Below are 12,387 nucleotides of genomic sequence, written 5' to 3' on the forward strand. Positions count from 1 at the left end.
AAGTTGAATGTTATGGCCTCTTCGCGAGCAGGCTCGCTCCCACAAAGATAGGGTCTGACTTGACTCCCAGGCTTCCAGCAGCCAACTTCCTCTCCATCGCAACAGCCCAAAGCATTTCGCCATGTCCTTGCCTACCTTGTTGTCCCAGCACATTGTCCGTCGCCCGCAGCGCATCGCGTTGCTGCAACACATCGCCGAACAAGGCTCGATCACCCGCGCCGCGAAAAGTGCGGGCCTCAGTTACAAAGCGGCCTGGGACGCCATCGACGAGCTGAACAATCTCGCGCAGAAACCGCTGGTGGAGCGCTGTGTCGGCGGCAAGGGCGGCGGTGGCGCCAAACTCTCCAGCGAGGGCGAGCGTGTCTTGCGGCTCTATCAAAAACTGCAAGTCTTGCAGGCTCAGGTGCTGGACGCGGCTGAATACGCGAGTGACCTCAACCTGCTCGGGCGGCTAATGCTCAGAACCAGCGCGCGCAATCAGTTGCACGGCAAGGTCGTGGCCATCGATACCCAGGGGCGCAACGACCTTATCCGCCTTGAATTGGCGGAAGGCTTGAGCATCGACGCGCAGATCACCCACGACAGCACGCTACGGCTGGAACTGGAAACCGGCACCGAAGTGGTTGCACTGATCAAGGCCGGCTGGTTGGAGTTGTTGAGCATCGATAAGCCCACAACATCCGGTAACAATTGCTTGCAGGGCATCATCGAAGAAATTCTCGACGCCGAAGACGGCCCCAGTGAAGTGCGCATCGGCCTGCCAAATGGCCAGACACTCTGCGCCCTGGCCGAATCGTTGCACTTGAGAACCCTCGGTCTTGCCGCGGATAAAGCGGTGCTGGTGCAGTTCTCCCCCTCCAACGTCCTGCTTGGCACCCCGCTCTGAAACATTAACGTCATAAACGCGACCTAGGGTGACTGCAAAAACCCGCAGGGAGCCTGATGTGAGCCTATTAGAAGACAACCAATCCACCGACCTTGAGAAAATGGTCGGCCTCAGCCGCCGAAGTTTCATCAGCGCTGGAGCCCTGTGCGGTGCAGCGATGTTCCTCGGCGGCAACCTGCTGAGTCGCAGCGTGCTGGCCGCCAGTGTCAGCGCAGGCACCAGTGAACTGTTGGGTTTTGACAGCATCCCCGGCGCCACCAACGACGCCATTAGCCTGCCACCGGGTTACACCTCCCAGGTATTGATCAGTTGGGGCGAGCCTCTGCAGAACAACGGCCCGGCATTCGACCCGAGTGGCAACGGCACCGCCGAACACCAGGAAGTCCAGTTCGGGGACAACAACGACGGCATGAGCCTGTTCGAGTTTCCGGGGGAGCAAGACCGGGCGCTAATGGCGATCAACAACGAATACACCAATTACCGTTACCTCTACCCTCACGGCGGCATGCCGCAGTCGGCCAAAGAGGTGCGCAAGGCATTGGCCTGTGAGGGCGTGTCGGTGATCGAAGTGCAGCGCAGGGACGGTCAGTGGCAATTCGTCCAGGGCTCGCCTTACAACCGCCGGATTCACGGCAATTCACCGATCAGGCTGAGCGGCCCGGCTGCCGGCCACGCCTTGCTGAAAACCAGCGCCGACCCGCACGGCAAGTACGTCCTCGGCACCTTCCAGAACTGCGCCAACGGTAAGACACCGTGGGGCACTTACCTGACGTGCGAAGAGAACTTCACCGACTGCTTCGGCAGCAGCAGCGCCGAGCAAACGTTCGATGCCGCGCAGAAACGCTACGGTGCGGTGGCGGCCAGCAAGGAGATCAACTGGCACCCGCACGACCCGCGCTTCGACCTGGCGAAAAACCCGAACGAGCTCAACCGCCATGGCTGGGTCGTGGAAATCGATCCATTCGACCCGCACTCGACGCCCGTCAAACGCACCGCGCTGGGCCGTTTCAAACATGAAAACGCCGCCCTCACCGAGACCCATGACGGTCACGCCGTGGTGTACATGGGCGACGATGAGCGCGGCGAATTCATCTACAAGTTCGTCAGCCGCGACAAGATCGACCACAAAAACCCCAAGGCCAACCGCGACCTGCTGGACCACGGCACCTTGTACGTGGCGCGCTTCAACGCTGGCGACAGTAATGCCGATCATCCGAAAGGCCAAGGTGAGTGGATCGAACTGGCCCACGGTAAAAACGGCATCGACGCCAGCAGCGGTTTTGCCGATCAGGCCGAAGTGTTGATTCACGCGCGCCTCGCAGCCAGCGTGGTGAAAGCCACGCGCATGGACCGCCCGGAATGGATCGTCGTCAGCCCCAAGGATGGCCAGGTCTATTGCACGCTGACCAACAACGCCAAACGCGGAGAGGACGGTCAACCGGTGGGCGGGCCGAACCCGCGCGAGAAAAACGTCTACGGGCAGATCCTGCGCTGGCGCACCGACCGCGACGATCACGGCTCGAATAGCTTTGCCTGGGACCTGTTTGTGGTCGCCGGCAACCCGGGCGTCCATGCCGGCACAGCGAAGGGCGGTTCGTCGAACATCACCCCGCAGAACATGTTCAACAGCCCGGACGGCCTGGGTTTCGACAACGCCGGACGATTGTGGATTCTGACCGATGGCGATGCGAGCAATGCCGGCGACTTCGCAGGCATGGGCAACAACCAGATGCTCTGCGCCGACCCGGTAACCGGGGAGATCCGCCGTTTCATGGTCGGGCCGATTGGCTGCGAAGTCACCGGGATCAGTTTTTCGCCGGATCAGAAGACCCTGTTTGTCGGGATTCAACACCCGGGGGAGAACGGTGGTTCAACATTCCCTGAGCATTTGCCGAATGGCAAACCGCGGTCTTCGGTGATGGCCATCACGCGTGATGATGGTGGCATCATCGGCGCCTAATCGGGCCCCATCGCGAGCAAGCTCGCTCCCACATGGGACTGCGGTGTGCACAGAATTTTTGACACACAGGAGATCACCTGTGGGAGCGAGCTTGCTCGCGATAGCGTCTGCCCAGACACCACTCATATGAAGCCCACCCCCTAAAGACGCCCCGTCTGCGCTACCATGCTTGGCCGGACGCGGCAGCCTGCTGCGCGCAGGAGTCAGCATGGCCCACCCGTTTGCAACCCTCACCCCAGACCTCGTGCTCGATGCCGTTGAAAGCATCGGTTTTCTCAGCGATGCCCGCATTCTGGCGCTCAACAGCTACGAAAACCGCGTCTACCAGGTCGGCATCGAAGACTCCGAGCCGCTGATTGCCAAGTTCTACCGCCCCCAGCGCTGGACCAATGAAGCGATTCTCGAAGAGCACCAATTCACCTTCGAACTTGCCGAATGCGATGTACCCGTCGTCGCGCCGATGATCCACAACGGCGCGAGCCTGCACGAACACAACGGTTTCCGTTTCACCCTGTTTCCCCGCCGAGGCGGCCGGGCGCCGGAGCCTGGCAATCTCGATCAGCTGTATCGCCTGGGCCAACTGCTCGGCCGCCTGCACGCGGTTGGCGCTACCAAGCCGTTCGAGCACCGTGAAGCGCTGGGCGTGAAGAATTTTGGTCATGACTCGCTGACAACCTTGCTTGAGGGCAATTTCGTACCCAAAAGTCTGCTGCCAGCCTACGAGTCCGTGGCCCGCGACCTGCTCAAACGTGTGGAAGAGGTCTACAAGGCCACGCCGCACCAGAACATCCGCATGCACGGTGATTGCCACCCCGGCAACATGATGTGCCGCGACGAGATGTTCCACATCGTCGACCTCGACGACTGCCGCATGGGCCCGGCGGTGCAAGACATCTGGATGATGCTCGCGGGTGATCGCCAGGAATGTCTCGGTCAGCTGTCGGAATTGATGGACGGCTACAACGAATTTCATGACTTCGACCCGCGGGAACTGGCGTTGATCGAGCCGCTGCGCGCGTTGCGCCTCATGCACTACAGCGCCTGGCTCGCCCGCCGCTGGGACGACCCGGCGTTCCCGCACAGTTTTCCCTGGTTCGGTACGGAGCGGTACTGGGGGGATCAGGTGTTGGCGCTGCGTGAGCAGTTGGCTGCGCTGAATGAAGAACCCCTGAAGCTCTTCTAACCACCACGCCGCCCTTGTAGGCGCGAGCTTGCTCGCGATGAATTAGAAGTCGCCGCATTTTCGAGACAGCACGCGTTATCGTTCGCGTCCATCGCGAGCAAGCTCGCTCCTACAGGGCTCAACACATCGCGCAAAATATCCCTACAATCCCCTCTTTGTTAGCTGCCTAAGCAAGGATTCTGCATGCAAGCTGCCAACCTGCGTCGCGGGTACATTCTGGGCCTGAGTGCCTACATCATCTGGGGATTGTTCCCGCTTTACTTCAAAGCCATCGCCAACGTGCCCTCCGTGGAGATCATCATCCATCGCGTGCTCTGGTCCGCGCTGTTCGGCACCTTGCTGCTGATGGTCTGGAAGCATCCGGGCTGGTGGCGCGAGTTGCGTGACAACCCGAAGCGCCTGGCGATCCTGGCCTTGAGCGGCACGCTGATCGCCGCCAACTGGCTGACCTACGTCTGGTCGGTCAACAACGGGCGCATGGTCGAAGCCAGCCTCGGTTACTACATCAACCCGCTGGTGAACGTGCTGCTGGGCATGGTGATCCTCGGCGAACGGCTGCGGCGCATGCAATGGTTGGCGGTTGCCCTGGCGGCGATTGGCGTCGCGCAACAAGTGTGGCAAGTCGGCAGCTTGCCGTGGGTGTCCCTGGTGCTGGCGGTATCCTTTGGTTTCTACGGCTTAATCCGCAAACAGGCACCGGTCAAGGCGTTGCCGGGACTGGTGGTGGAAACCTGGATGCTGGTGCCGATTGCGGTCGCCTGGTTGTTGTTCAACCCGTCGGCAGCGAGCGCTCAACCTGAATTCTGGACCACGTCCCAAGCCTGGTGGCTGGTGGCCGCTGGCCCGGTCACGCTGGTGCCACTGGTGTGCTTTAACGCCGCCGCACGGCATTTGCCCTACACCACGCTCGGATTCCTCCAGTACATAGCGCCGACGCTGGTGCTGTTGCAAGCCGTGCTGTTGTTTGGCGAACACCTCTCGTCCAGCACCTTGGTCGCGTTTATCTTTATCTGGGCCGGTCTCGCGGTTTACAGCGTCGATGCGTGGATAAGTCTGCGCCGCCGCTGATCAAAAATCGCACAAACCTCTACAGGCCACGTCCCTCGTGGCCTGCAACCATCCTTCCAAAGGTTATCCACAACGTGATCCCCGGCGTTTGTGCGCAACTTGTTGAAACTGATGGTTTTTTGATCAGATCTTGAAGAAGCCCGGCCGGCGTGGGCTGGCGGGCTGTCTCTACAGGTTATCCACAGGCAGGTGCACGTATAACTTGGATAACCCTGTCAGGGTTCGCTACGCAGCACCAATTCCACCATCAAGTCGTCCGCCAGGGTTTCCAGTCGTGATTGCAGCACCTCGAGTGACAAGGTCAGCGGCACGGCGAGAATCGCTTCGGCGTGAAACAGTGGCTCGCTGCTCATTGGCGCCGGCCGCACTTCGGTCACCAGTCGTTCCAGGTTCACCCCCTGCTCACTGAGCAAACGCGTAATGTCGCGAACGATGCCCGGACGATCATTGCCGACCAACTCCATGGCAATCGGCTTCCAGGTGCAGGATTGTTCGATGCCGCTTTCGGCGATCAGCACACGAATGCCTTGGGCGGACAACGCCTGCAGGGCATCCACCAATTCGTCGTAGGCCTCGGCCGGCACGCCCACCCGAAGTATGCCGGCGAACTGCCCGGCCATGCGCGACATGCGGCTTTCCAGCCAGTTGCCGCCGTGCTCGGCAATGCATTGGGCAATGCGCTCGACCTGCCCAGCCTTGTCCGGAGCGAATACAGTGAGTACGAGGTGGTCCATGGCGCAGCCCTCTTGTCATGACTTTTGTTATCGAAAACCAAGTATAGGCAAGGGGCGATTCCGTGTTGGTCCTGTGGTGAATCTCCTGACGCCTTCGCGAGCAGGCTCGCTCCCACAGGGATTGCGCGGACCTTTGTAGGAGCGAGCTTGCTCGCGATTGGATCACCGACAACAAGCCTGCCGAAAACAAATCGTGTACAAGTTTTTATATTTAACTGGAACAATCTAATAGTTTTTTGAGAACATCCCGTTCCCCGACATGACTGCAATGCGTCATGGGGTCGCAGAACGACGTAATTAGTCTGATTTTCACAACCGCAATTCATCATGTAGTATGCCGCAGCGCGCACTACATAACGTTGGATCGATGTCTGCCACAGGCGCAGTCGCATCCCTGAAAGCCCTATCAGCAAGGCCTCAACGCCGTTGATCGGTTCCATCCCAGCCGCCCGAAATGGCATGTACTGGTGGAAGGGGTTTGTGGTTTAAATAGCCAGAGGCTTCATTGTTAATTTGAAGAGCTGAAAAGCGAAATAGCTGAGCAGAGTGAGGCAAGCAATGACTGAACACGTTCAAGTCGGTGGCCTGCAGGTCGCCAAAGTCCTGTTCGACTTCGTGAACAACGAAGCCATTCCCGGTACCGGCCTCACCGCCGATAAGTTCTGGGCCGGTGCCGACAAGGTCATTCATGACCTGGCGCCGAAGAACAAAGCCCTACTCGCCAAACGCGATGATTTCCAGGCTCGTATCGACGGCTGGCACCAATCCCGTGCTGGCCAGGCGCACGACGCCGTGGCTTATAAAGCCTTCTTGCAAGACATCGGTTATCTGCTGCCAGAAGCGGCCGATTTCCAGGCAACGACGCAAAACGTCGATGACGAAATCGCCCGCATGGCCGGTCCACAACTTGTGGTGCCGGTAATGAATGCCCGTTTCGCGCTCAATGCTTCGAACGCCCGCTGGGGTTCGCTGTACGACGCGCTCTACGGCACCGACGCAATCAGCGAGGCTGACGGCGCGGAAAAAGGCAAAGGCTACAACAAGGTTCGTGGCGATAAGGTAATTGCTTTCGCCCGCGCGTTCCTCGACGAAGCGGCGCCATTGGCGGCGGGCTCTCATGTCGATTCCACCGGCTACAAGATCGTTGACGGCAAACTGGTAGTCGCCCTTAAAGGTGGCAGCAATTCCGGCCTGCGCAACGATGCGCAACTGATCGGCTTCCACGGCGACGCTAGCGCCCCAACCGCGATCCTGCTGAAGAACAACGGCCTGCATTTCGAAATCCAGGTCGATGCCAACACTCCGGTCGGCCAGACCGATGCGGCAGGCGTCAAAGACATTTTGATGGAAGCCGCGCTGACCACCATCATGGACTGCGAAGACTCTGTCGCCGCCGTCGATGCTGATGACAAAGTGGTGATCTACCGCAACTGGCTCGGCCTGATGAAGGGCGACCTGTCGGAAGAAGTCTCCAAGGGCGGTCAGACCTTTACCCGCACCATGAACGCCGACCGCACCTACACCGGCGTCGACGGTAAGGAACTGAGCCTGCACGGTCGTTCATTGTTGTTCGTACGCAACGTCGGTCACCTGATGACCATCGACGCGATCCTCGACAAAGATGGCAACGAAGTGCCAGAAGGCATTCTCGACGGCCTGGTGACTTGCCTCGCGGCTATCCACAGCCTCAACGGCCACAACTCGCGCAAGAACAGCCGCACTGGCTCGGTCTACATCGTGAAGCCGAAGATGCACGGCCCGGAAGAAGCCGCGTTCACCAACGAGCTGTTCGGTCGCATCGAAGACGTACTCGGCCTGCCGCGCAACACCCTGAAAGTCGGGATCATGGACGAGGAGCGCCGTACCACGGTCAACCTCAAGGCCTGCATCAAGGCTGCCAGCGAGCGCGTGGTGTTCATCAACACCGGTTTCCTCGACCGCACGGGCGACGAAATCCACACCTCCATGGAAGCCGGCCCGATGGTGCGCAAGGCGGACATGAAGGCCGAGAAATGGATCGGCGCCTACGAGAACTGGAACGTCGATATCGGTTTGAGCACCGGCCTGCAGGGCCGCGCCCAAATCGGCAAGGGCATGTGGGCCATGCCCGACCTGATGGCTGCGATGCTCGAACAGAAAATCGCTCACCCGCTGGCCGGTGCCAACACCGCCTGGGTTCCATCGCCGACCGCTGCCGCGCTGCACGCGCTGCATTACCACAAGGTCGATGTGTTCGCCCGTCAGGCCGAACTGGCCAAACGTGCTCGCGCCTCGGTGGACGACATCCTGACCATCCCGCTGGCCGTCAATCCGAGCTGGACCGCAGAGCAGATCAAGAACGAACTGGACAACAACGCCCAGGGCATTCTTGGCTACGTGGTGCGCTGGATCGATCAAGGCGTGGGCTGTTCGAAAGTGCCGGACATCAACGACGTCGGCCTGATGGAAGACCGTGCAACGCTGCGTATCTCCAGCCAGCACATCGCCAACTGGCTGCGTCACGGTATCGTCACCCAAGAGCAAGTGATGGAAAGCCTCAAGCGCATGGCGCCGGTGGTTGACCGTCAAAACGCCAACGACCCGCTGTATCGCCCGCTGGCTCCGAATTTCGACAGCAACATCGCCTTCCAGGCGGCGGTCGAGCTGGTGGTCGAAGGCACGAAGCAGCCAAACGGCTACACCGAGCCGGTGCTGCACCGTCGTCGCCGCGAGTTCAAGGCTGCCAATGGCCTGTAACTGATCGCTGACGCCGGACAAAAAAAGGCCCTGATCTTTCGATCAGGGCTTTTTTGTTTATGCTGTCTGTCGCGTCCTGATTAAGGTTTACACCTGTTTCAGGACTAGACACGGATGCGCTCCCACATGGAATGTGCGGTGCTGACAGCGTTGAACTAAGGCTCCATCCCAAGTTCATGCTTGACCAGCTCCAACAGCTTGCCGGAATCAATGGGTTTTAGCAGGAAATCGACCACGTGCAAATGCATCGCAGCGATCGCATCTTCCACGTCGGCGTCTCCGGAAACGATGATAATCGGCATCGCCGCCCGGACCGACTCACGTACCTGGCGGATCAAGTCCAGGCCATCGATATGCCCCATCCGCAGATCGGTAATGACCAGGCCAATCGATGGGTTCTCGTCCAACATCTTGAGCGCAGTCTCACCACTGGCAGCGTTCAAGCAACGAATACCGTCCAGGCCAAGAATCTCTGAAAGCAACTCCCGCGCGTCTTTATCGTCATCAACGATCAGCACCCGTTGCGGCGGCAGGTCAGGTTCCAGCATGACGGCACTGAGCGCTTTTCGCTCGGCGTCACTCAAAATATCGTGGTCGGACATGGCTATCTCTGCGTTTTCAATTTCAATTCCCTAGCACCGTGGTGAGACATCGCTAAGCAGACCTCCAATGTGCACTTCGTCGGATATTTTTCCAAGGGGGGAGCACAGCGGTTTTTCCGACAGTTGCGTAAGGTTTTTCCGACACTTAATCCGCTACAAGCCCTACCTAGACTTACGTCCAATGGGCACGCTACGCGTAGGGGCCGACCATGGCCGAAACATCCAACAACAAATAAAAGACTGCGGTCATGGTTATGAGTAAAGCGGACGCCTTCACACAGGCAGGAAAAACCGCGGTGTTGCAAAACATCCAGGGCACTGTGCAATTCCTGCAGCGCTTCCCGCCCTTCAATCAAATGGAACACGCTCACCTGGCGTACCTGGTCGAGCAATGTCAGCTGCGCTTTTATGCCCCCGGCGAAAGTATCATCAAACCCGCCGACGGCCCGGTTGAGCATTTCTACATCGTCAAACAAGGTCGAGTCGTGGGTGAACGCCCCCACTCAGCCAAAGGTGGGACCGAAACCACCTTCGAAATCACCACGGGCGAGTGTTTCCCCCTCGCCGCGCTGCTGGGGGAGCGTGCGACCCGCACCGAACACCTGGCCGCCGAAGACACCTTTTGCCTACAACTGAACAAGCTGGCCTTCATCAAACTGTTTGCACTGTCCAACGCGTTTCGCGACTTTGCCCTACGCGGTGTCAGCAGTTTGCTGGATCAGGTCAACCATCAAGTCCAGCAAAAAGCCGTGGAGACCCTCGGCACTCAGTACTCGCTCAATACCCGTCTGGGCGAATTGGCCATGCGCCATCCGGTGACCTGCAGCCCGGCCACGCCCCTGCGTGAAGCCGTGACCCTGATGCACGAACAGCAGGTCGGCAGCATTGTGGTGGTCGATGAACACAAAGCGCCGCTGGGGATTTTCACCCTGCGCGACTTGCGCCAAGTGGTCGCCAACGGCACCAGCGACTTCAACGAAGCCATCGAACGGCACATGATCCAGGCGCCGTTTTACCTGACGCCGGACCACAGCGCCTTTGATGCGGCCATCGCCATGACCGAACGGCATATCGCCCACGTCTGCCTGGTCAAGGATCAACGCCTGTGTGGCGTGGTCTCGGAACGCGACCTGTTTTCCCTGCAACGGGTCGATCTGGTGCACTTGGCGCGGGCGATTCGCAGCGCTCAGCGCGTAGAAAACCTGGTGGCGATGCGCGGCGAAATCGGCCAACTGGTAGAGCGCATGCTGGCCCACGGCGCGTCTTCGACCCAGATCACCCACATCATCACCCTGCTCAACGACCACACCGTCTGCCGGGTAATCGAGCTCACCCTGGCCGAGAAAGGCGACCCCGGCGTGCCGTTCAGTTGGCTGTGCTTTGGCAGTGAAGGACGTCGCGAGCAGACGCTACACACCGATCAGGACAACGGCATTTTGTTCGAAGCGCGGGATGCGGCCCATGCGGCGCAAATTCGCGGCAAGCTGTTGCCCATCGCCCAGCAGATCAATCAGAGCCTGGCGCTCTGCGGCTTCACCCTGTGCAAGGGCAACATCATGGCCGGCAACCCTGAGCTGTGTTTATCCCGGGCCGAATGGGCGCAGCGTTTTGCGACGTTTATCCGCGAAGCAACGCCGGAGAACCTTCTGGGTTCAAGCATCTATTTCGACTTACGGGTGGTCTGGGGTGATGAGCAAGGCTGCGAGCAACTGCGTCGGGGGATTCTCGATCAAGTGGCGGACAACCGGCTGTTCCAGCGAATGATGGCCGAAAACGCCCTGCGTAACCGTCCGCCGGTAGGGCGTTTCCGTGAGTTCGTGCTGGCGCGCAAGAATGGCGAGAAAGCCACGCTGGACCTGAAAATCCAGGGCCTCACGCCTTTCGTCGACGGCGCCCGACTGTTGGCGTTGGCCCATGGCATCGGAGCCAACAACACGCTGGAGCGCTTTCGCCAACTGGTGGCCAAAGAAGTCATCGAACGGCTGGACGGTGCGGCGTATGAAGAGGCGTATCACTTCATCCAGCAAACCCGCATGCAGCAACATCAACTACAGACCCGCGAGAATTTGCCCTACTCCAACCGGGTCGATCCTGACAGCCTCAATCACCTTGACCGACGGATCCTGCGTGAATCCTTGCGCCAGGCGCAACGCCTGCAAAGCAGCCTGACCCTGCGGTATCAACTATGAGCCTGTTTTCATGGCTGCGCCCGGCAGGCCCGGTCCTGCCCGGCGAACTGCAGCAACGTCTGGAAGGCTTGCCGGCGGCTGCCGAGTTGAGTGAATGCAGCCTGCGCGAGCAACGCTGGGTGGTGCTCGATCTGGAGACCACCGGGCTGAACCTGAATCGAGACCGGGTGTTGTCCATCGGTGCGGTGGTGATTGAAGACGGCGCCATCGACTTCAGTCAGCAATTCGAACGAACGCTGCAATGCGCCGATATGAAATTGGCCCCCAGCGTGCTGATTCATGGCCTGGGCCCGAGCGCGATTGCAGCGGGCAGCGATCCGGCTCTGGCGTTGCTCGATTTCATGGAGTTTGTGGGCGACAGCCCGCTGTTGGCGTTTCATGCGCCGTTCGATCAGCACATGCTTGGGCGCGCATTGAAAGATCACCTGGGCTACAAGTTGCAGCATCCGTTTCTGGATGTGGCGGATATCGCGCCGATGCTTTGCCCTCAGGCGAACATTCGAGAAGCCGGGCTGGATGAATGGATCGACTGGTTCAAGCTGGAAGTGTTCGAACGCCATAATGCCAGTGCTGATGCGTTGGCCACGGCGGAGCTCGCATTGATTTTGTTCAGCCGGGCGCGGCAGCAACAGATTCATAGCCCGTTGAATCTGCAGCAGCGATTGAATCAGTGGAAGCGCAGGCAGCAAGCCCCATCCTTTTGACATCCCCCGCTCCTACACGGCGCCGCGTGGCTGGGGATGGCGTGTGGGACGCCTTGAGCTGGCTTGGCCTCGCCCTGCGCAGCCTGCTGCAACGCCACTGGCCTTTGTAGGAGCGAGCTTGCTCGCGATGGTCGTCAACGATAACGCGTCGAATCAGACACCCCGCGGCGTTCTCAGATTTATCGCGAGCAAGCTCGCTCCTACAAAGGTTGTTGGTGAGTTTCTTATAGTCATACGACGACACCACCCCCCACCCGTCGCCTTAGCCTGCAAAATCCCTGACATATTTGTTGACAGCTTTACCGTTGCACTCCTATAAAGGCTC

The 12,387-nt window shown here is 59.5% G+C and carries 9 protein-coding genes; 7 read left to right on the top strand and 2 right to left on the bottom strand.

The genetic code is table 11. The annotated features are described in order from the left end of the window. The first annotated feature begins 121 nt into the window (after window positions 1-121). The 4 genes from AC1MDT_RS19750 to rarD all read left to right on the top strand — a co-directional run bounded on the left by AC1MDT_RS19750 (window position 122) and on the right by rarD (window position 5,097). Window positions 122-886 (top strand): TOBE domain-containing protein, encoded by a 765-nt coding sequence (locus AC1MDT_RS19750; RefSeq protein ID WP_480418573.1) that lies wholly within the window; start codon window positions 122-124, stop codon window positions 884-886. 58 nt (window positions 887-944) lie between these two features. After that, complete coding sequence (locus tag AC1MDT_RS19755; RefSeq protein ID WP_480418574.1) at window positions 945-2,846, top strand: PhoX family protein; 1,902 nt, start codon at window positions 945-947, stop codon at window positions 2,844-2,846. A gap of 208 nt (window positions 2,847-3,054) precedes the next feature. After that, window positions 3,055-4,029, top strand: coding sequence for a serine/threonine protein kinase (locus tag AC1MDT_RS19760; RefSeq protein WP_462020845.1), 975 nt, complete (start codon window positions 3,055-3,057; stop codon window positions 4,027-4,029). 183 nt (window positions 4,030-4,212) lie between these two features. After that, entirely contained in the window at window positions 4,213-5,097 is an 885-nt protein-coding gene (gene rarD, locus AC1MDT_RS19765; RefSeq protein WP_480418575.1) for an EamA family transporter RarD, read from the top strand. A 215-nt stretch (window positions 5,098-5,312) separates the two neighbouring features. Here the strand turns inward: rarD and AC1MDT_RS19770 are convergent, their stop codons facing one another. Then, window positions 5,313-5,831, bottom strand: coding sequence for a glycine cleavage system transcriptional repressor (locus AC1MDT_RS19770; protein WP_480418576.1), 519 nt, complete (start codon window positions 5,829-5,831; stop codon window positions 5,313-5,315). A gap of 558 nt (window positions 5,832-6,389) precedes the next feature. Between AC1MDT_RS19770 and AC1MDT_RS19775 the strand changes: the two genes are divergently transcribed. Next, the gene (locus AC1MDT_RS19775; RefSeq protein WP_480418577.1) at window positions 6,390-8,567 is read left to right on the top strand and encodes a malate synthase G; all 2,178 of its coding nucleotides are present in this window, start codon (window positions 6,390-6,392) and stop codon (window positions 8,565-8,567) included. A gap of 155 nt (window positions 8,568-8,722) precedes the next feature. On the opposite strand, the gene AC1MDT_RS19780 is transcribed toward AC1MDT_RS19775, so the two are convergent. Next, on the bottom strand, window positions 8,723-9,169 hold the full coding sequence (locus AC1MDT_RS19780; protein ID WP_480418578.1) for a response regulator: 447 nt from the start codon (window positions 9,167-9,169) through the stop codon (window positions 8,723-8,725). A gap of 248 nt (window positions 9,170-9,417) precedes the next feature. Between AC1MDT_RS19780 and AC1MDT_RS19785 the strand changes: the two genes are divergently transcribed. Together AC1MDT_RS19785 and AC1MDT_RS19790 are read left to right on the top strand one after the other, a co-directional pair. After that, on the top strand, window positions 9,418-11,358 hold the full coding sequence (locus tag AC1MDT_RS19785) for a putative nucleotidyltransferase substrate binding domain-containing protein (protein WP_480418579.1): 1,941 nt from the start codon (window positions 9,418-9,420) through the stop codon (window positions 11,356-11,358). Then, the gene (locus tag AC1MDT_RS19790) at window positions 11,355-12,062 is read left to right on the top strand and encodes a 3'-5' exonuclease (protein ID WP_480418580.1); all 708 of its coding nucleotides are present in this window, start codon (window positions 11,355-11,357) and stop codon (window positions 12,060-12,062) included. Before AC1MDT_RS19785 ends, AC1MDT_RS19790 begins: the two co-directional genes overlap by 4 nt. Window positions 12,063-12,387 lie beyond the last annotated feature (325 nt).

The organism is Pseudomonas sp. ASL7, assembly GCF_056680375.1.

Coding starts and splice junctions, on each gene's coding strand:
- AC1MDT_RS19750 (WP_480418573.1), top strand. CDS start 122: ATGTCCTTGCCTACCTTGTTGTCCCAGCACATTGTCCGTCGCCCGCAG.
- AC1MDT_RS19760 (WP_462020845.1), top strand. CDS start 3,055: ATGGCCCACCCGTTTGCAACCCTCACCCCAGACCTCGTGCTCGATGCC.
- rarD (WP_480418575.1), top strand. CDS start 4,213: ATGCAAGCTGCCAACCTGCGTCGCGGGTACATTCTGGGCCTGAGTGCC.
- AC1MDT_RS19770 (WP_480418576.1), bottom strand. CDS start 5,831: ATGGACCACCTCGTACTCACTGTATTCGCTCCGGACAAGGCTGGGCAG.
- AC1MDT_RS19775 (WP_480418577.1), top strand. CDS start 6,390: ATGACTGAACACGTTCAAGTCGGTGGCCTGCAGGTCGCCAAAGTCCTG.
- AC1MDT_RS19780 (WP_480418578.1), bottom strand. CDS start 9,169: ATGTCCGACCACGATATTTTGAGTGACGCCGAGCGAAAAGCGCTCAGT.
- AC1MDT_RS19785 (WP_480418579.1), top strand. CDS start 9,418: ATGGTTATGAGTAAAGCGGACGCCTTCACACAGGCAGGAAAAACCGCG.
- AC1MDT_RS19790 (WP_480418580.1), top strand. CDS start 11,355: ATGAGCCTGTTTTCATGGCTGCGCCCGGCAGGCCCGGTCCTGCCCGGC.